This window comes from Rodentibacter caecimuris (assembly GCF_010587025.1).
In the GTDB taxonomy this organism is placed as follows: Bacteria; Pseudomonadota; Gammaproteobacteria; order Enterobacterales; family Pasteurellaceae; genus Rodentibacter; species Rodentibacter caecimuris.
Genome location: NZ_CP040863.1, coordinates 1031381 through 1051336, shown reverse-complemented (window position 1 = coordinate 1051336; position 19956 = coordinate 1031381). Strand labels below are relative to the sequence as shown.

Here is a 19956-nt window from a genome sequence, read left to right as displayed (position 1 = left end):
CTTATTCAAAGTGCGGTTAGTTTACACGAAATTTAATGAGTTGAGAAAATTTCAGCTAAATTGTTATTTTATGTTTGACAACTTTATGAAATTTCGGTATTTCTTAGCGTATTCGTTTTTGAAAGATAAAAACACTGTGAAAATTAACCGCACTTTTTCTATTACCATTATTATGATGACTATTACGATGTTTAGTGGGGCGGGTTAATGCATGAAAAACAGAGTATTGAAAGCCCGCAATTCTGCTGAATGCGGGTTTTTTTATCAGTTTAAATAAAAATATTTCTAGGAGAATCAATTATGCGTGTACTCAAATTTGGTGGTACTTCCCTTGCAAATCCGGAACGTTTTTCCCAAGCCGCAAAACTTATTGAACAGGCTCATTTAGCTGAGCAGGCTGCCTGTGTTTTATCTGCCCCCGCTAAAATCACCAATCATCTTGTTGCTCTTTCCGAAAAAGCTGCTTTAAACCAACCTACCGATACGCATTTCAATGAGGCTCTTGAAATTTTCCATAATATTATTAATGGGTTGCATGCTGAAAATAATCAATTTGATTTAGAGTGTATGAAAGCTTTAATTGAGGCGGAATTTGCTCAAATTAAGGGGCTATTGGAAGGAATTCGCCAAGCGGGCAAAGTAGAAGATGCGGTAAAAGCAACGATTGATTGTCGTGGCGAAAAACTTTCAATTGCTATGATGAAAGCTTGGTTTGAAGCGCGTGGTTATAGCGTTCATATTGTTGATCCGGTAAAACAATTATTAGCTAAGGGCGGCTATTTAGAGTCTTCTGTTGAAATCGCCGAATCGACCAAACGTGTGGATGCGGCAAACATTGCAAAAGATAAAGTCGTATTAATGGCAGGTTTCACCGCAGGTAATGAAAAAGGCGAATTAGTACTTTTGGGACGTAACGGATCTGATTATTCTGCCGCCTGTTTAGCTGCCTGCTTAGGTGCAAGCGTATGTGAAATTTGGACGGATGTTGATGGCGTTTATACTTGTGATCCTCGTTTAGTGCCTGATGCTCGTTTGTTACCAACTCTATCTTATCGAGAAGCAATGGAGCTTTCTTATTTTGGTGCTAAAGTGATTCACCCTAGAACCATTGGTCCATTGTTGCCAAAAAATATTCCTTGTGTCATTAAGAATACCGGTAATCCGTCTGCACCGGGATCAATTATTGACGGTAATGAAAAATCCGAGGGGTTACAGGTTAAAGGCATCACCAACTTGGATAATTTGGCTATGTTCAATGTTTCCGGACCGGGAATGCAAGGTATGGTTGGCATGGCATCTCGAATATTCTCTGTTATGTCAGGAGCCGGCATTTCAGTAATTCTCATCACTCAGTCTTCCTCTGAATACAGTATTAGTTTTTGTGTGCCGGTAAAATCTGCCGAGGCGGCACTCTTAGCACTTGAGAGTGAGTTTACGAGTGAGCTGAAAGCTAATCAATTAGAGCCGATTGAGGTGATTAAAGATATGTCTATCATTTCTGTCGTAGGAGATGGCATGAAGCAAGCGAAAGGTATTGCTGCCCGTTTCTTCTCGGCATTAGCTCAAGCAAATATTAATATTGTTGCGATTGCGCAAGGTTCTAGTGAACGCTCTATCTCTGCGGTGGTGCCACAAAATAAAGCAATTGAAGCAGTCAAAGCTACCCACCAAGCCCTTTTTAACAATAAGAAAGTTGTGGATATGTTTTTAGTCGGGGTAGGCGGTGTAGGCAGCGAATTAATTGAACAAGTAAAACGCCAGAAGGAATATTTGGCAAAGAAGGATATTGAAATTCGTGTTTGTGCCATTGCAAACTCTAATAAAATGCTGCTTAATGAAAATGGCTTGAATTTGGATAATTGGAAAACTGATCTTGAAAATGCAACACAGCCTTCCGATTTTGATGTATTACTTTCTTTCATTAAATTACATCACGTGGTCAATCCGGTGTTTGTGGATTGCACTTCGGCGGAATCTGTGGCAGGTCTTTATGCACGTGCTTTAAGAGAAGGTTTCCACGTAGTAACACCAAATAAAAAAGCGAATACGCGTGAATTGGCATACTATCACGAGCTACGCAAGAGCGCTCAGGTCGGTCAGCATAAATTCCTCTATGAAACAAACGTAGGGGCGGGTTTACCTGTGATTGAAAATTTACAAAATTTATTGGCTGCCGGTGATGAATTGGAACGTTTTGAAGGGATTTTATCCGGTTCGCTTTCCTTTATTTTCGGTAAATTGGAAGAAGGTATTTCGTTGTCAAAAGTGACCGCACTTGCCCGCGAAAAAGGTTTTACCGAACCTGATCCGCGTGATGATTTATCCGGTCAAGATGTGGCCCGCAAATTATTAATTTTAGCCCGTGAAGCCGGATTGGAATTGGAGCTTTCCGATGTCGAAGTAGAAGGCGTATTACCGAAAAGTTTTGCGGAAGGTAAATCCACCGATGAATTTATGGCTATGCTGCCACAGCTTGATGCTGATTTTAACGCTCGTGTAGAAGCAGCAAAATCAGAGGGTAAAGTATTACGTTATGTGGGGCAAATCAATGGAGGAAAATGTAAAGTTTCGATTGTGGCAGTAGATCAAAACAATCCGCTTTACAAGGTGAAGGACGGTGAAAATGCCCTTGCTTTCTATACCCGCTATTATCAACCGATTCCGTTGTTATTACGTGGCTATGGGGCAGGCAATGCGGTTACCGCAGCAGGTATTTTTGCCGATATTTTAAGAACATTACAACATTAACAAGGAGCCACAATGTTAAGAATTTATGCACCGGCATCCAGCGCAAACATTAGTGTAGGCTTCGATACATTGGGGGCGGCGATTTCCCCCATTGACGGTTCATTATTAGGTGATGTTGTTCAAATTGAAGAAATTGCAAGCGGTTTTGAATTGGAAAGTGCGGGCTATTTTGTCCGTAAATTACCGAAAGAACCGCAAAAGAATATCGTCTATCAAGCCTATGTACTGTTTAGTGAACGCTTGAAATTACGTGGAACTCAAGTGAAACCGCTACGTTTAACGCTCGAAAAAAATATGCCGATTGGCTCAGGCTTAGGTTCAAGTGCTTGTTCAATTGTCGCGGCATTAGTTGCATTAAATCAGTTTCATCATGACCCCTTTTCTAAAATGGAATTGCTTGAAATGATGGGCGAATTGGAAGGGCGAATTTCCGGTTCTGTGCACTACGATAATGTTGCACCTTGCTATCTTGGCGGTGTACAGTTTATGGTGCAGTCGCTCGGTAATATTTGCCAAAAACTGCCGTTTTTCGATCATTGGTATTGGGTGTTGGCTTATCCGGGAATTGAAGTTTCTACTGCTGAAGCTCGGGCAATCCTGCCGAAAAGCTATACCCGACAAAATGTGATCGATCATGGTCGTCATTTGGGTGGTTTTGTGCATGCCTGCCACACGCAACAAGAAAATCTTGCTGCGATTATGATGAAAGACGTCATCGCTGAACCTTATCGTGAATCCTTATTACCTAATTTTGCAGAAGTGAAACAGGCTACACGTGATTTAGGGGCATTAGTGACGGGAATTTCAGGATCGGGGCCAACCATTTTTTCTATCGGCTCGGATTTACAGACAGCGACGAAACTTGCAACTTATCTAGAAAACCATTATTTACAAAATAACGAAGGTTTTGTACGTATTTGCAAAGTGGATAATCAAGGGGTAAGGAATTTAGCCTAATGTGAAGAAAACAGAGGTTTAATTTCAAAACAAGATAACGTTTAATCTATTTTATTTATCATTTATAAACGGTTTAACAATGAATTTATATAACATCAAACACCCGGAGGAACGGGTTAGTTTCGCTCAAGCTGTTCGTCAGGGGCTTGGAACAAATCAGGGCTTATTTTTTCCGGAAATCATTCCAACATTAAATAACATCAATGAATTATTAGATTTGCCATTGGTTGAACGTAGCCAAAAAATACTTTCCGCCATGATCGGCACGGAAATTCCAACGGAGATGCTCAATGCGATGGTCAAAAATGCCTTTACCTTTCCGGCACCTTTAGAAAAGGTAGAAGATAACATTTATGCCTTAGAATTATTCCACGGGCCGACCCTTGCTTTTAAGGATTTCGGTGGACGTTTTATGGCCCAAGCACTTGCTAATGTGCGTGGCGACGGCAAAATTACCATTTTAACGGCTACTTCAGGGGATACCGGTGCAGCGGTGGCTCATGCCTTTTACGGATTAGAAAATATTAATGTAGTGATTTTATATCCGAAAGGTAAAATAAGCCCACTGCAAGAAAAATTATTCTGTACCCTTGGCGGTAATATTCGCACTGTTGCTATTAATGGTGATTTCGATGCCTGTCAGGCATTGGTTAAGCAAGCCTTTGATGATGCGGAACTACGTGAAGCGATAGGGTTAAATTCCGCCAACTCCATTAACATTAGCCGTTTACTTGCACAAATTTGTTATTATTTTGAAGCGCTTGCTCAATTACCAAAAGAAAAACGCAATAATGTAGTTGTTTCTGTACCAAGTGGGAATTTTGGTAATTTAACGGCAGGATTAATTGCCAAAGCCTTAGGTTTACCAATTAAGCGCTTTATTGCGTCAACCAACGCTAATGATACCGTGCCGCGTTATTTACAATCAGGCAAGTGGGAACCGAATGAGACTGTGGCAACACTCTCTAATGCAATGGATGTTAGCCGTCCGAATAACTGGCCGCGTGTGGAAGAATTATTCAAGCGTAATGGTTGGGAACTAACCGATTTAGGTTCAGGTATGCTTACCGATGAGCAAACTGAAGAAACCTTAAAAGCATTGCATACAGAGGGGTATATTTGTGAACCGCACGGTGCGATAGCTTATCAACTGTTAAAAGATCAACTAAATGCCGATGAAACGGGTATTTTCCTTTGCACGGCACATCCGGCGAAATTTAAAGAGTCCGTTGAGAGAATTTTAAACCTTGAATTACCTCTACCGGAAGCATTAGATAAGCACAATAAGTTACCACTACTTTCCGATGAAATGGAAAATGACTTTGCGCAACTACGTGCTTATTTACTGAAATAACAAAAAGTGCGGTTAAATATGACCGCACTTTCACTTTTCAACTGTGCTATGACAACCTTAATCGCTTACGCCAATATTCAACAAGCTTTCCCTTTTTGTGAGATTCCGTCTGAACTTGTACCGAAAAGTTTACTTCCTCTTCAATCCGACAATCCACGTGTGTGGCAACGCCACCAATGTCGGGGATTAGCACATTTTCTACTTTGGCAATTATTAAAAATGACAGGAAAAAAGACCGCACTTTTGGCACATATTGAACGCACAGAGAGTGGGCGACCTTATTTTTCCAATGAAACCATTGATTTTAATATGAGTCATTCGGGGGATTGGGTGGCGGTTATTTTGGAGAGCAACGAGGAAAAGAAAAGTGTGGTTGGTATTGATATAGAATTTCCAAAACAACGTCATTTCCTTGACTTGATCAAACATTTTGCAGCGGAACAGGAAGTTATGTGGTTTACTCAACAATCGGACAGCGAAAGAGCGTTTTATCGTAGCTGGTGTTTGCGTGAAGCCATATTAAAATCCCAAGGCGTAGGCATTATGAAATTGTCTGAAGTGCGTCATTTACCCAATGAGTTAAAAATTTTTTCGGATTATTGTCCGCAGGGCGAACTGTTTTTTACTGATGAACTACCTTTTTATTTAGCGTTTTTTGTCAATCAACGCCAAAATCAACCGCACTTTTTCCATTGGAATGGTAAGGAATTGGTGAAAAGAACGCCAAATCATCTTGTTAGATATAACGTAAATTAGTGCAAAAAATCCTTGAAACCACTCAAGGATTTTTTATTGCTTGCATTCCTTGTATTTTCATAGACTAACCCCATTTATTTCGCTAAACTCGTAACAATTTTTTGACAAATGGAGAATGAAACGACATGTCGCAGAATTCTGGGCAAGACCCTTGGGGCAAGCCGGGGCAAAGCAATGAGCAAAAACCTGAAAACTCATCAAATAACGGATGGGATTCAAATCAAAACCGTGGAAAGCAAGATCAATCTCCACCGGATATTGAGGAAATTTTTAATAATTTACTGAAAAAACTCGGTGGCGGTAAAAAGGGCGGTCAAAATAATGGTAGCTCTAACAATCCGCCTTCTATTCCATTTAATTGGGGGAAAGCGTTACCGATTGCAGTTGCATTAGGTGCGATTGTTTGGGGCGCAAGCGGTTTCTATACCATTAAAGAAGCCGAGCGTGGCGTTGTGTTGCGTTTTGGCGAATTACATTCTATTGTTCAACCCGGTTTAAACTGGAAACCGACTTTTGTGGATAAAGTCTTGCCGGTCAATGTGGAACAAGTGAAGGAATTGAAAACCCAAGGTGCGATGTTAACCCAAGATGAGAACATGGTAAAAGTGGAAATGACCGTGCAGTACCGTGTGCAAGATCCGGCAAAATATCGTTTTAGCGTGACAAATGCTGATGATAGCTTAAATCAAGCGACAGATAGTGCGTTACGCTATGTTATAGGTCACATGACAATGAACGATATTCTTACCACAGGGCGTGCCGTGGTGCGTGAGAATACTTGGAAAACTTTAAACGAAATTATCAAACCTTATGATATGGGGCTTGATGTCATTGACGTGAACTTCCAATCTGCGCGTCCGCCGGAAGAAGTAAAAGATGCTTTTGACGATGCAATTAAAGCACAAGAAGATGAGCAGCGTTTTATTCGTGAAGCGGAAGCTTATGCCCGTGAAAGAGAGCCGATAGCACGAGGTGATGCACAACGTATTTTAGAAGAGGCAACGGCTTATAAAGATCGTATTGTGTTAGATGCGAAAGGGGAAGTAGAGCGACTACAACGCTTATTGCCGGAATTTAAAGCCGCGCCTGATTTATTGCGTGAGCGTTTATATATTCAAACCATGGAAAAAGTGATGGCTAATACACCTAAAATTATGTTGGACGGAAACAACGGTAATAATTTAACGGTGTTACCGATTGAACAAATTATGGGAAAAAGAACTGAATCAAAAGTACAACGTGCGGTTGATCCTATGCCTGTTTTAATGCAACCGGAAAATCAATCAAATAATTCCAAAAATAATATGGTTGAACCGATTCGCCAAGGGAGATTCAATTAATGCGTAAATTTTTATTACCCGTTATTTTCGTTATCGCTGCGGTGATTTATTCAAGTGTTATTGTTGTCGCTGAAGGTACGCGAGGCATTATGTTGCGGTTTAACAAAGTGCAGCGTGATGCGGATAATAAAGTTGTTGTGTATGAGCCGGGTTTACATTTTAAACTGCCGCTTATCGATAGTATTAAGGTGTTGGATGCCCGTATTCGCACTTTAGACGGTTCGGCAACACGCTTTGTCACCGTGGAGAAAAAAGACTTGTTGGTGGATTCCTATGTTAAATGGAAAATCAGTGATTTCGGGCGTTTTTACACCTCAACCGGTGGTGGAGATTACAGCCAAGCGGCAAGTTTATTAAGCAGAAAAGTAAATGATCGTCTTCGTTCTGAAATTGGTTCGCGTACAATTAAAGACATTGTTTCCGGTACCCGAGGCGAATTAATGGAAGGGGCAAAAAAAGCCCTGAATTCCGGTCAGGACAGTACGGCTGAACTTGGGATTGAAGTAGTCGATGTACGTGTAAAACAGATTAATTTGCCGGACGAAGTTTCTTCTTCAATTTACCAACGTATGCGCGCAGAGCGTGATGCAGTGGCACGGGAACATCGTTCACAAGGTAAAGAAAAAGCTGCTTTCATTCAAGCTGACGTCGATCGTAAAGTCACATTGATTTTGGCAAATGCCAATAAAACGGCGCAAGAGTTGCGCGGTTCGGGCGACGCGGCAGCGGCAAAACTTTACTCTGAGGCATTTTCACAAGAGCCACAATTTTTTAGTTTTGTGCGTAGCTTAAAAGCCTATGAAGAGAGTTTTGCAAATCCGGATAATATGATGATCTTAAAGCCGGATAGTGATTTCTTCCGCTTTATGAAAACACCGAATAAGTAGTTTGAAATAGCATAGAAGTGCGGTCTTATAATACCGCACTTTATTTTTGAGTTTTTTTTAAGCAATCAATCTATTTTTTACTATTTCTGTTTGACAGCATTTCATAAATCAGTAAAATGCATTCCGTTGTCCTGACAACAAATGCGGGAATAGCTCAGTTGGTAGAGCACGACCTTGCCAAGGTCGGGGTCGCGAGTTCGAGCCTCGTTTCCCGCTCCATCGCCCGAGTGGTGGAATCGGTAGACACAAGGGATTTAAAATCCCTCGCCTTTCGAGGCGTGCCAGTTCAAGTCTGGCTTCGGGCACCATCTAATAGCTGCTAACTATTCGCTGAAAAACCTCTTTAATATCCTATTCTTAGGGTCGTTAGCTCAGTCGGTAGAGCAGCGGACTTTTAATCCGTTGGTCGAAGGTTCGAATCCTTCACGACCCACCAATGCTATCTTAATTACTTACCTCTAGGCTTTTCATTAGTTTGCTCTTGACAAGAGAGTTTAACTATGGAAAATTTATCCCAAAATTCAGCATTTATCGTTACTGTTATGTCCACTAAAGGGGGCGTAACGAAATCAACGAATGTTGCCAATATCGGTGCGTTTTGTGCAGACTGTGGTTTGCGCACATTAATGATAGACACCGATGTTCAACCTACTTTATCTACCTACTATAATTTAAACTACACAGCACCTCAGGGATTATTTGAATTCCTTATTCAAAGTAATACAAACCCCGAGCAAGTCATTTCAAAAACAGAGTATACTCATCTCGATATTATCCAATCTAATGATCCTACGGATGCGATTACCACACACTTACGCAATTCTCCTGATGGGATGTTGCGTTTCAATGATCTTGTCCGTTCCTTAGAAAACTATGATTTAATTCTCGTTGATACAAGAGGAACAAAAGGGATCACGGTCGATATGTCTGTATTGGCAAGTGATTTGGTCATTTCGCCACTCAAACCTGAGTTGCTATCAGCCCGTGAATTTGTTCGGGGAACAATGGGGCTTTATCAGCAACTTCAAGTCTTTACCAAACATGGTTTCAAATTACCTCAATTAAAAGCCGTAATTAACTGCTTAGACAAAACTAATGATGCAAAATCAGTGGTTGAAAGTCTGCGTAAACTCTTTATCGAAAGCAATGATAGCTATATGGAATTGCTTGAATTAGCGATTCCGGCACGTGTGGCTTACCGTGAAGCAGCCAGTCTTGCACTTCCTGTTCATCGTCATAACAAGGATGAAAAAGAGAATATCCGCAAACTCTGTATTTCACTTTTCCCACAATGGGCAGATAAATTCCAAGCTCGTTAATGGAGGTGAAAGATGAATCAAAAACCTCCAATCATTTGCAATATTGAAGCAGAGCAATCCGTGATTGGCGGATTGCTCCTCGATAATAATAAATGGGATGAATTGAGTTCTATTGTAACCGCAGATAATTTCTATCTCGGTCATCATCGATTGATGTTTACCGTTATCGGTCAGCTCCTGATGAATAATGAACCGGCAGATATGGTGACGGTAGAACATGCGTTAAAACAACAGAACTGGCTTGAAGAGTGCGGTGGGCTTGCTTATTTGGCTGAAATTACAAATAAGACACCAAGTGCAACAAATGTTGAAGCCTATGCCAAGATTGTACGTACCGATAGTCAAGCCCGCCAACTTTATGCGTTAGGCGATTTTCTAAGAAAGGAAACAGGAAAAGTGAATTCCCAGGATTCACTTGATGCACTGATTTCTAATGCAGAAAAGCGATTGACTGAATTGACCCTTAATCGTTCAGATAAAGAAACAAATGTCAATTTATCTGAGGTACTCAATCTCGTTATAACAAGAATGGACGAAAGCAAAAAAAATCTTTCCCCTGTTACCGGGACATCGTTTGGTATTGATCGCCTTGATGTGAATACAACCGGTTCACAAGCCGGTGATTTGATTTTACTTGCTGCTCGTCCTTCAATGGGTAAAACCGCACTTTCACTGACCTTTGCCAAAGCAGCGCTTGAACAGAAAGAAGGAAGTACTGTTCAGTATTACAGTCTTGAGATGCCGGCAGAGCAAATTATGCAACGTTTCCTGGCACTCCTTGCCCGAGTTCCCTTACAAAGAATACGTCAAGCTATTCAAATTGATGAAACAGAGTGGGCAAGGATTGGTAACGCTTTTGGCATGATTGCACATCAGTGGAAAGACCGATTGTTATTAGATGATAACAGTTACCTCACGCCACAACTCCTACGGACGAAAGTGCGTCGTAATGTTCGTAAATATGGCATCCCTTCAGTCATTATTATTGATTATTTACAGTTAATGTCTGATCCGACCTATAAAGATGGTAAAAATCGGAACTTAGAAATTAGCAGTATTTCAACGCAGTTGAAACAGTTAGCAAAAGAAATCGGTTGCCCAATTATCGCCCTGTCCCAGTTAAATCGAAACCTAGAACAGCGTGCGGATAAACGACCTATCTCATCGGATTTACGGGATTCAGGCTCCTTGGAGCAGGATGCCGATATGATTTTCTTTATTTATCGGGATGAAGTGTATAACGACAATACGGAAATGCCGGGTATCGCTGAAATCATTATCGCCAAGCAACGTAACGGTCCAATTGGCACGGTATTGAGTCAGTTTAGAGGGGAGTTGTCACTTTTTGAGAATATCCCAGATGAAGAATATGAACGATTAGCGAGATTATAAAAATGAGTGTGAAAAATCCTTTTGTTCCTTCTAAAGATAAAGAAGAACGTGCAAAAAAAATGTTGGCTGCTTTATCCACACCGGCAATTATGAATCATTCGCCGGAATATGAAAAAATGGTACAAAGCCAAGCTCTCAATCCCTATCAGTCCGTTTCATCGGAAACAGAAATGCAAAGTGGTAATCGCTTAATTACGGTTACCTTAGATCAGCTACGTCCTTATGAAGGTAATCCCCGTCGTACTAAAAACCCGGCCTACGAAGAAATTAAGGCATCAATAAAATCCCGTGGATTGGATCATTCACCCAATATTACCCAACGTCCCGGAGATAGTTTTTACACGATTTTAGATGGCGGTAATACCCGTTTACAGGCACTTAATGAGCTCTTTAAGGAAACGAAAGATCTTCGTTTTTGGTCGATTGAGTGCGTTTTTAAACCTTGGCAAGGCGAAGCGGATGACATCAATTCACAACTTAATATTCTGATTGGACACTTAGCTGAAAATGATGTACGGGGTGAACTCTCTTTTATTGAGAAAGCCCTAGGGATTCGTGAGGTGAAAAAGTTATATGAGCAAAAATATGGCGAATATTTTTCACATCGTAAACTCTCTGAAAAACTGGGTGAGAATGGTTATCCGATCTCATATTCCTTAATAGCCAAAATGGAGCAATGTTTAACGTATTTATATCCGCATATTCCAAATGTGTTGTTAAATGGGATGGGAAAACATCAGATTGAAAAACTTCTAACAATTCGTCGCAATGCACAGCTTTCGTGGGAAAAGCATATAGAAGAAACGAAGGCTCATCAAGATTTTGATGTAATTTGGATGAGTGCGCTCACCGGATTTGATGAAGAGCCGACGGAGTTTGTTATTAATGATTTTCAAGATCAATTGATTGGTCATATCACCGAAGCATTCAGTTATCAGGTTCCCTATGAAACCTTTAAATTTGAAATTGATCTTGCCGAACAAAAACTGAAGAAGTTAGCTGAAAAGCAGCCGGAAATTTTACAACGAACGCAAGATAGCGAGAGCCGAATTAAAGAGGCAATATCCCAACAGATTGAACAATCCCAACGAAATACAACACGCCAAGAACAGAAGAAATGGGCACAGTCCGAGCAGTCTCAGGTAACAAAGCAAGATGATGAAATCACTCCGTCAATGATGACCTATCAAACGACTTCATCTGATAGTTCTTCTGTGCCGGAGGCTGATAGCGGTGACTCTCTACCTCATTTAGGGATTTCAGAGACTGATTTTTCCTCTGCAGTTATTCAGCATTTTAATGATCTGGGATTTACCCCGGGTGTCAATCCAGAAAAACAACGTCAAGAAGAAGCGGAACTTAATGGATTGGAATTTGCGAATTGTGGTAAACAGCCGGTCACCACTATTTGGAAAATCTACCCAAATCGCAAACATAAAATGGAAGCCTATTCTCTCGCCCTAGATATTGCCGAAGAAGTGGGATTGGGGCAGTTTGTGGAACATGTACAACATGATCCGATTGATTATAGCTACCGTATGCGTCCGCTCGATGGAGAGGAGTATTCAGAATTTACCTTGTTTGTCTATCACCTATTAACCATATTGGCGACAGAGCCACAACTCGCACCACAAGCTGATTTATTAAATTTAGATTATTTAATCGGTAATACGATGTCGGATTTAATGCTCGTTCGTTTATTCCGTTTAATTCGTTTATACCGTTATATCAACGCACAACATATTGGAGGTCAAAATGCTTAATACGAATTTGAATCAAGCGTTGATTTCAGAAATCATCGCCCACATTCGCCGTGGCGAACTTAATTATTGCTATCAGTTAGGTTTCGATGAATCTGAGTTGGCCGCCATTATGAATTTGAAAACGGAGGAAATTTGTGAGCTATGCGATAGTAGCAGTTCTTTTGCCTCTATTCAGATTAATCATTCTGTCTTTTGGAATCTTATCGAGTCAGTTCGTGTAAATTCACAAGAGCGTAACATTATTGACCGTGCGTTGAACCTGGGGATTTCCGGTGAAATGCTACGTTCTCGATTTGGCTGGAGCTCTTCAGAAGTATCGGCACGTCGAAAATTATTGGGGATTAAAGAACATATAGGTCGCAAGAAAAACGCAGATGAACAAGATGAGTTAAAAGTGTGGGAACTTTGGCAAGAGAATAAGCATTCAGTTTCATCAAATGAAATTGAACATTCTACAGAAGGATTAGATTTGCTGATGTATATCGCTGAGGAAACGGAGTTAAGTTTAACAGAAGTTTGGCGTCTTGTTTCGCAATGGATAAAAGAAGGGAAATAATTTTCCCCAAATAAAAAGCGAGTTGGGGAACTCGCTTGGGGATTGTCGTTTAATGCCGAGCACCTAGGGTTAGAAGGGTCAGTACTCATTTCATTGCATTAGGTGCTCCATAATATAGAAATTATTCAATATGGCAAGAGAAAAACTAAATAAAAGTATGGAGTAAAAAATGTTACCGGAAAATAAAGACTTTCAAGGTTTACTGTTTGTCGGGAATCGACATGAGACCGTACCGGTAAGGTTATTGATGGATAAATACCTCACATCAAGAGCAAAGACGGCTTGGCAGATTATTAAGCTACATTCAATGCAGTTTAAGGGGGCGATGTTTCCTTCTTATGACACTTTAGCGTTGTGGTTGTCAGATCGAAGCTATCAACAAAAACCGATATCACGTAAAGTGGTCAGCCAAACCGTTATGTTACTGCGTTTAACCCGTTGGCTGACATTATGTGAAACCGTACGAAATAGTCACGGACAAATATTGGGTAATGTCTATGTCATGAACGATGAACCTTTTAGTATTGCAGATAGTTTAGTGATTAATGATGACTATCTTCGTTTTGTCGAAAAGATGGCAAAACATCGTGATCCTATATTACGCGATGTCGCGCTTTCTATTGTTGATGAGGTTGTGCAAAGTTCGGATACCGTATGGCATTTAGTTTCTCATATTGAAATTATCCGTGAGCGTTATTTAGCGTTTGTTGAACAACAAACGCCTGAATCTGTATCTACATCCTTACCATCAAACTTGGCTCAAGCTATCGAAAAAACACAACAAAAATTACTGAGTTCCAATAGGGAACTCAGTAAAGAAGAAATGGAACTGGGTCAAAAAACAAACAATTTACTCAGTTCCAAAATGGAACTCAGTAAAAATTCACTGAGTTCCAATAGGGAACTGAGTCACCAAAATAACGATAAGTCATTGATTTTAGGCTTAGTTCCATTAGGGAACTCAGTAAAAACACAGTACAGTACTAGTACTATAAATACTCAGTACAGTACTAGTACGGAACGTACCGAATTTATTTATTCACAATTAGGGCAATTTAAATTGAGTGCGTTGGAAAAACAGTCTATCGCAAATGAGATGATGAAATTAGATCAAGAGACCCTACAAGCCGTCATTTTTGAAGCAATACAACGTATTCAAGATGGGAAAGTACTCAAGCCAGCCGGCTACTTGTTTAATTTGGTTAAGCGAGCCAACAGTGGGGAATTTAAACCTTATTTGTTGAATAAAAACCGTCAAACTTTGACAGTTCAAGTTGATGAAACAGGAGAGAGGAAACCTGGCTCTAAACGAATATTACCCGGTTTAACTGATTCATTACACCAAACGCATTATGTTGATTTTGATGAAATTCGGAAACTTGCCGGTTTAATGCGGGTATAGTCTGGTACAGGTTAAAGTTTAGTGGTTAGTACAAAAAACAGACAAAGTGTTTCCCTGGGAAACAGTTGGTACAAAAAACAGACAAAGTGTTTCCCTGGGAAACAGTTGGTACAAAAAATAGACAAAGTGTTTCCCCTGGAAACAGTTAGTACAAAAAATAGACAAAGTGTTTCCCCTGGAAACAGTTAGTACAAAAAATAGACAATAAATTCTTTACATAAAAAGAGGTAACACCATGATCGCAGAAAATACATCGCATGAACCACAATCAACGCAACCACAAATGGGCGCACTTCGTAGTGAGATTACATTAACATTGCATTCTCAATATGCTACAAGAATGTGGCAAGGTCGCCCTATCCTTCGTGAAGGAAAAAAAATTGTTCGTCCCGGGATTTTAAGCATACCGGGATGTCTATCACTTCTCTCTCAGCTCCAAAAAGATGCGGCAAATGACGATCCTTATGCGGATTATTATTTAGTCGAATTTGAAAATATGGTGCTCAATAATACAGAACAAATGAAAAAACTTATCGCAGATTTAGTTGAAATCCATGCAGAGCAGCTCCCTGATGGGATTGATATTCAACGCTGCAGTAATATTGAACCCGCTATTTATCAAATCTATGCCGACTCTCCTTTAGCGTATAAATTGATTTATTTACTTTGTGAGTTTGATACACTGGCAAAAACAACGATGACGGCTGCTTATATTGCCTTGCTGACAAAAGCCGAAGCCCGTGAATGGCTTGAAGCCGGTTCAATTTTATTACGTCGTTGTTTTGGGGTTATCGAAACGTACCGACATAGCGGAATTACCCGCCAAGATGTGCGCGATAATTCAGCGCGTTATCAAGAAGTGCGACAACGCTTTAAACTTGAATTGCCGCAGGACATTGTAGAAGGAACGCGTCGGGCACGTTTTGCACCGGATATTCATCCAAGTACATCCGATAATAGTGATGTTTTAGAGAGGGAGTAAATTATCACAATGAAAATTTATGCGTTAATTCCGGAAAATATGTACCGAGATCTTGCTGCTAAACATAATATCAACGGACTTATGCGAAATTTTTTCGGGGAATTATCTTCACCAGAAGAAATTAATCTACTACTGGAGCAGATTCGCATTGCACGTGACGGTATGATTGCAAATTATCCCACGATTGTTAGAAATATAACCGATACGCTCGTGGGAACACTTCCTCTTTTACTTTATCGTGATTCAGCCAGTAGTGCCGGATCAGTTTATTTACGTTGGCGCAATGTAGAAAATAATAAAAGCGGACAAAAAGCTTGGGAAAATATTGTTAGTGATGTGAGCTATTCCGATAAAGTCAGAAAATCGTTGGTGCAGATAGAAAAAGAGCGTCTGGTGCTGAATATGCAAGTTTCTATATTAACCTCTATTATGCGCCAGTTATCAGAGTGTGCGGAGAAAATGGAAAAAATTGATGAGCTATTTCAAGGTGGGGAACATATTTGATCCTCGATCCTTGTTGCCTGTATAGCCTTTTTTTCATTGCTTGTAATCCCTTGAAAATGGTTGCTTGTAAAGGTTTAAATAAAAGGCCTTTAAAGGTAAGGGAGCGAGCCCCTTACCTTTGACGAGGAAAAGGCAATGATAATTTAAGTGAAGTGTGATATTTTCAAGTGTGAATACATCGCAGTACATCACTTTTAAGGAGCAATTATGTCTGAGCCTGATAAAATGAATCTTGCATTTCTTATTGTGTTTGATCTAATTGGTTTTGCGATAATTTGGGGATTTTATAAATATCACCAGCAAGCTCGTATGACGGAGTTGAAGAAAATCATTAGGAATGCATTGCTAAGAGATTTTTTTAACGATGACTCATTGGATATTTATATTGCTAAAACTAAGCTTAAATATGATGAAGTTTGTACCACATTATTTGGGTTACTTGTTGAATTAGAGGATGATAGTGATTTTGATGATGAAGCTAAGTTAGCTTATTTACGGAAAATTTCTCTACGTTATCAAAATATGGGGTTTCTATCTGACTTACCTGTCACTTTGCGAAATAAGATGAGAGCACTTGTAAAAATGAATGAGTCTTCTTCAGAGCTAGTATTTCAAATTGCCCAAGAAATTCAAACCTTAAATACTAAAAATCAGTTTAAGTTATGTTGTACCGTAGTTATCGGTATCATTACAACATCAATCAGTATATTTCAAATTATTCCTGAAGGACTTATTCTTATTAATAAAATAGGAAATATTTTTTAATTTTTTAAAGCATTTGATTAATAGTTGGTTTTTGTCGGTTTATAAGTAATATCTCTACCAAATTTATTTGTAGAGGTAATCATGAAATTGCCATATTCTCAACGTTTGCGTTACCTATATATCCGATGGAGATTAAAAAAATTTCTGTTAAAAAAGCAAGAAAGTCAATTGGAAGTATTTTTGAAACATATTTCTTCTAACCGATGCTATATCGATATCGACCTTTTTGAATCTTTTCGCTCTCAATATAAATTATCTCTTGGTGAAATGGGTATCTTATTGAGAGAAATTCTTTGGAATCCCTATAAATTTTTTAGTTTGGAATCTGATCTTGTATTAGATTGGTTATATCCATCGCTGGACTATTATTCGGATTATGAAATTTTAAAGGTGGTTTTTAAACCTACTCTTCTCAGTCAAATTGACAATTCTCTAAAGAATGAAAAGCGGGATGAATTGGAGCTCGTTCAGGATTTTTATCGTAGTCTTGTGGAGTATATTATTAGAAAACGTTTGTATCTTTATTCAAATATTGAAAATAGAGTCGGTGTGGCTAAATAAGCGACTCAAAATTCTCTTATTTATCAAGTGAATTTCCGCTTAAGTATTCTTCATAATGTATGCACAATCTCCATCAATTCATTAATTACGCATGGGAGTAATATTATGGGAAAAGTGAATATTCATTTTAGTATCAGTATTGATGGAAAGTCGGTGGTTGATTCGTCAGTAGAGTACGAAAAAATTAAATCTTCCTTTAATGAGGATGATGAGAAAAGATTAGCGATTTATGTGCTTAACCAATTAAACCAGCTTGAAACTCGAAATCATATCTATGCCGAAAAGTGGGAAGAATAATATTTTTAAAATAAGGAGTTATTATGGCTGGCGTAAATAAAGTAATTATTGTTGGACACCTTGGAAATGATCCTGAAATTCGTACTATGCCAAACGGGGATGCTGTTGCGAATATTAGTGTGGCAACCAGTGAAAGTTGGACGGATAAAAATACCGGTGAACGCCGTGAAATGACTGAATGGCACAGAATTGTGTTTTACCGCCGTCAAGCCGAAATCTGCGGTGAATATTTGAAGAAAGGTTCGCAAGTTTATGTTGAAGGACGTTTGCGTACCCGTAAATGGCAAGACCAAAATGGTCAAGATCGCTACACAACCGAAATCCAGGGTGATGTGATGCAGATGTTAGGTTCTCGTCCGCAAAATTCAAATTCAGCACCTGGTCATCAATCTTCTCATCAGTCGGCTCAACAACCTCATTTAGAGCAGCCTCCAATGGGTGGATTTGATGATGATATTCCGTTCTGAATTCCATAAATATAAAACATGTAAAAATATGTCAGATTGAATGGAGATATTCTTGATGAAAAACGTTTTTCTTATTTCATTAATAGCATTAAGTTTGAATGGATGTGCCGAACTTACTGCTATTAATAATAAAGTAGGTGAATTTGCAGGCCAACTCAATAAAACATTGGGAATTGGGAGTATTCAGTCTTTTGATGACGAAGCCACTTCTAAGCGTGATATTGATACCCTATATGTTCGTTTAAAACGAGAATTTAATTTTCCAACGAAAGATGAATATCTAGGACGAGCGTACGGTGATGTGCGTAAATGGAAAACACATCAAATGGAACAAGATGGTATTGTCCACGAAACGAATCCGGGGGTTTATTATCGTATGGCGCGGGCGCTTGGTGAGAATAATCAATATTACCTTGATATTAGCCTTGAAAAAGATGGGAGAAATAGTAAAGTATACTGGAAAGTCCGTGGTACGCCTGAATTGGTCGCAGAAATTAAACAAGATATTTTAAAAACTATAAAATAATAAATGGTGAATTCTCCTTATTTGCTCCAACATCGGTTGGAGCTTTTTTTGAAAAATTATTTTTATGTTTTTTCTCTTTTTGTTTAAAAGATAAATTTTTATAATATTTTTGTATCTTATAACAATAACTTTCCTTGAGATCCTACCGGTCAATCCTTTGACCATTCATCTCATCTAAACTCTCGCCCCACGATGAAAAGGGGCTTTTTTTACCCAAAAGAATTTGTTTTTAGTGTAATTTTCATTCCTTTTACTTCGGTAAAACATTCATTTAGTTTTTCCATTTGAGGTTTGCTTAAGCTTAAGTTCTGATGAAGTTGTTCAAGTAAACTTTTAATGAATTTATGTTCTGGTTTCTTTTCTAGGAATACCCTTAACCAGAAATCAGTGGCATAGAGTGATTGTAATGATTTATAGGTAAATTTTGGATATTTATCGCCATGTATGACGATATTAAGGTATTTTTCATCATCCGGTGATATTTCGTTCTTAATTACATATTTTTGATAAATGCCACTTAACTTTTCTGACCTAAAATCTGAAATTTTTTGAATGTGAGCAAGTTTTTCAAACCTTAACAACAAATAAGCTTTAGCCGCATTTTCGTCAAAATAGTTATCATCATCTAATGACGTAGGCAAGTCTTCATCCTGAACTGTATTGATTGCTGTTTGTGTCTTATTTTTAGTGGTGGTATGTTCTTCTACACATCCTTTCGTTACATCTATAATTTTTTCTTTAGGGTTATCCACTTTATTTGGATCTTTCGCACAGCTTGGCCCCGCATAACTTAGCATCCCATTATCGTGTTGGACAATCACGGCCTTACCCGATGTAATATGTCGGGGACAAAATTGACATTTTACTGTTGTAGCAAAATCAATTCTAATTTTCTTCCATCCCATAAATATTCTCCTTTACTTACAATTGAATTATTGATTGTTTAGGTTTCATTGATTCGATTTAATTGTAGGAAATATAATTAAAAAGGATTTCTCATGTCATCATCGATCTTCCCTCGAACGATTGAGCAAGTTATGTCAGATTATCAAGAAGAATTAGAGAACTGGGTTATGTCTGCGCCAATAGAAGATATTCAGGATTTTTTTATCACCATTCATGGTGGCGTATATCCTGATGATTGGGAGTTCTTTGTCAGTCGCCATCAAAGTAATTCTAGCTTAGAACTAGAGACCATTTCTTCTTGTGAAGCATGTCGACCGCTACTTCTTGCTATTCAAACAACCGATCTTTATCGAAAAGAATTAAAATCGTTCTTCATAAAAAATGACCATAAAAAAAATTCTCTAAACATTCATAACAATTAATCATTACTTTTACCTTAAAACCGATTTAACTTCAATATAATTAATTAACATG

The 19956-nt window shown here is 38.9% G+C and carries 20 protein-coding genes and 3 tRNA genes; 22 read left to right on the top strand and 1 reads right to left on the bottom strand.

The window, feature by feature from the left end:
• The first annotated feature begins 300 nt into the window (after positions 1-300).
• The 21 genes from thrA (at position 301) to FEE42_RS05305 (ending at position 18576) form a co-directional block, all read left to right on the top strand.
• Complete coding sequence (gene thrA, locus FEE42_RS05405; RefSeq protein WP_164027880.1) at positions 301-2748, top strand: bifunctional aspartate kinase/homoserine dehydrogenase I; 2448 nt, start codon at positions 301-303, stop codon at positions 2746-2748.
• 12 nt (positions 2749-2760) lie between these two features.
• Positions 2761-3705, top strand: coding sequence for a homoserine kinase (gene thrB / locus FEE42_RS05400; protein WP_136123327.1), 945 nt, complete (start codon positions 2761-2763; stop codon positions 3703-3705).
• A gap of 79 nt (positions 3706-3784) precedes the next feature.
• Positions 3785-5059 (top strand): threonine synthase, encoded by a 1275-nt coding sequence (gene thrC / locus FEE42_RS05395; protein ID WP_164027879.1) that lies wholly within the window; start codon positions 3785-3787, stop codon positions 5057-5059.
• A gap of 48 nt (positions 5060-5107) precedes the next feature.
• Positions 5108-5815 carry a 4'-phosphopantetheinyl transferase family protein gene (locus FEE42_RS05390; protein ID WP_164028814.1) on the top strand — a complete coding sequence of 236 codons (708 nt, stop codon included), beginning with the start codon at positions 5108-5110 and terminating at the stop codon, positions 5813-5815.
• A 125-nt stretch (positions 5816-5940) separates the two neighbouring features.
• Complete coding sequence (gene hflK, locus FEE42_RS05385; RefSeq protein WP_164027878.1) at positions 5941-7155, top strand: FtsH protease activity modulator HflK; 1215 nt, start codon at positions 5941-5943, stop codon at positions 7153-7155.
• A complete protein-coding gene (gene hflC, locus FEE42_RS05380; RefSeq protein ID WP_164027877.1) occupies positions 7155-8042 on the top strand; it encodes a protease modulator HflC in 888 nt (295 codons plus the stop codon). The genes hflK and hflC overlap by 1 nt, the downstream gene beginning before the upstream one ends.
• A gap of 143 nt (positions 8043-8185) precedes the next feature.
• Positions 8186-8261 (top strand) — tRNA-Gly (locus FEE42_RS05375).
• Between the two features lie 2 nt (positions 8262-8263).
• A tRNA-Leu gene (locus FEE42_RS05370) sits at positions 8264-8350 on the top strand.
• 52 nt (positions 8351-8402) lie between these two features.
• A tRNA-Lys gene (locus tag FEE42_RS05365) sits at positions 8403-8478 on the top strand.
• Between the two features lie 64 nt (positions 8479-8542).
• Entirely contained in the window at positions 8543-9361 is an 819-nt protein-coding gene (locus tag FEE42_RS05360; RefSeq protein WP_077476129.1) for a ParA family protein, read from the top strand.
• A gap of 12 nt (positions 9362-9373) precedes the next feature.
• Positions 9374-10753, top strand: a complete 1380-nt coding sequence (dnaB, locus tag FEE42_RS05355) for a replicative DNA helicase (protein ID WP_164027876.1) — start codon at positions 9374-9376, stop codon at positions 10751-10753.
• Between the two features lie 2 nt (positions 10754-10755).
• Positions 10756-12516, top strand: a complete 1761-nt coding sequence (locus FEE42_RS05350; protein WP_077476125.1) for a ParB family protein — start codon at positions 10756-10758, stop codon at positions 12514-12516.
• Positions 12509-13072: a DUF2857 domain-containing protein gene (locus FEE42_RS05345; RefSeq protein ID WP_077586587.1), complete on the top strand. Its 564-nt coding sequence runs from the start codon at positions 12509-12511 to the stop codon at positions 13070-13072. Before FEE42_RS05350 ends, FEE42_RS05345 begins: the two co-directional genes overlap by 8 nt.
• Before the next feature lie 169 nt (positions 13073-13241).
• Positions 13242-14474 carry an STY4528 family pathogenicity island replication protein gene (locus FEE42_RS12665; protein WP_206023161.1) on the top strand — a complete coding sequence of 411 codons (1233 nt, stop codon included), beginning with the start codon at positions 13242-13244 and terminating at the stop codon, positions 14472-14474.
• Between the two features lie 235 nt (positions 14475-14709).
• A complete protein-coding gene (locus tag FEE42_RS05335; RefSeq protein WP_077476121.1) occupies positions 14710-15456 on the top strand; it encodes a PFL_4669 family integrating conjugative element protein in 747 nt (248 codons plus the stop codon).
• Positions 15457-15465: 9 nt separating this feature from the next.
• A complete protein-coding gene (locus FEE42_RS05330) occupies positions 15466-15960 on the top strand; it encodes a DUF3158 family protein (protein WP_077476119.1) in 495 nt (164 codons plus the stop codon).
• Positions 15961-16167: 207 nt separating this feature from the next.
• Positions 16168-16725 carry a hypothetical protein gene (locus FEE42_RS05325; RefSeq protein WP_077476117.1) on the top strand — a complete coding sequence of 186 codons (558 nt, stop codon included), beginning with the start codon at positions 16168-16170 and terminating at the stop codon, positions 16723-16725.
• Positions 16726-16806: 81 nt separating this feature from the next.
• The gene (locus FEE42_RS05320; RefSeq protein WP_077476115.1) at positions 16807-17286 is read left to right on the top strand and encodes a hypothetical protein; all 480 of its coding nucleotides are present in this window, start codon (positions 16807-16809) and stop codon (positions 17284-17286) included.
• 105 nt (positions 17287-17391) lie between these two features.
• Entirely contained in the window at positions 17392-17583 is a 192-nt protein-coding gene (locus FEE42_RS05315) for a hypothetical protein (protein WP_164027875.1), read from the top strand.
• A 23-nt stretch (positions 17584-17606) separates the two neighbouring features.
• Positions 17607-18050 carry a single-stranded DNA-binding protein gene (locus tag FEE42_RS05310; protein WP_164027874.1) on the top strand — a complete coding sequence of 148 codons (444 nt, stop codon included), beginning with the start codon at positions 17607-17609 and terminating at the stop codon, positions 18048-18050.
• Positions 18051-18105: 55 nt separating this feature from the next.
• The gene (locus FEE42_RS05305) at positions 18106-18576 is read left to right on the top strand and encodes a hypothetical protein (RefSeq protein WP_164027873.1); all 471 of its coding nucleotides are present in this window, start codon (positions 18106-18108) and stop codon (positions 18574-18576) included.
• A gap of 209 nt (positions 18577-18785) precedes the next feature.
• Here the strand turns inward: FEE42_RS05305 and FEE42_RS05300 are convergent, their stop codons facing one another.
• Complete coding sequence (locus FEE42_RS05300) at positions 18786-19481, bottom strand: hypothetical protein (RefSeq protein WP_077476108.1); 696 nt, start codon at positions 19479-19481, stop codon at positions 18786-18788.
• Between the two features lie 132 nt (positions 19482-19613).
• Between FEE42_RS05300 and FEE42_RS05295 the strand changes: the two genes are divergently transcribed.
• Entirely contained in the window at positions 19614-19904 is a 291-nt protein-coding gene (locus FEE42_RS05295; RefSeq protein ID WP_164027872.1) for a hypothetical protein, read from the top strand.
• The last annotated feature ends 52 nt before the right edge of the window (positions 19905-19956 follow it).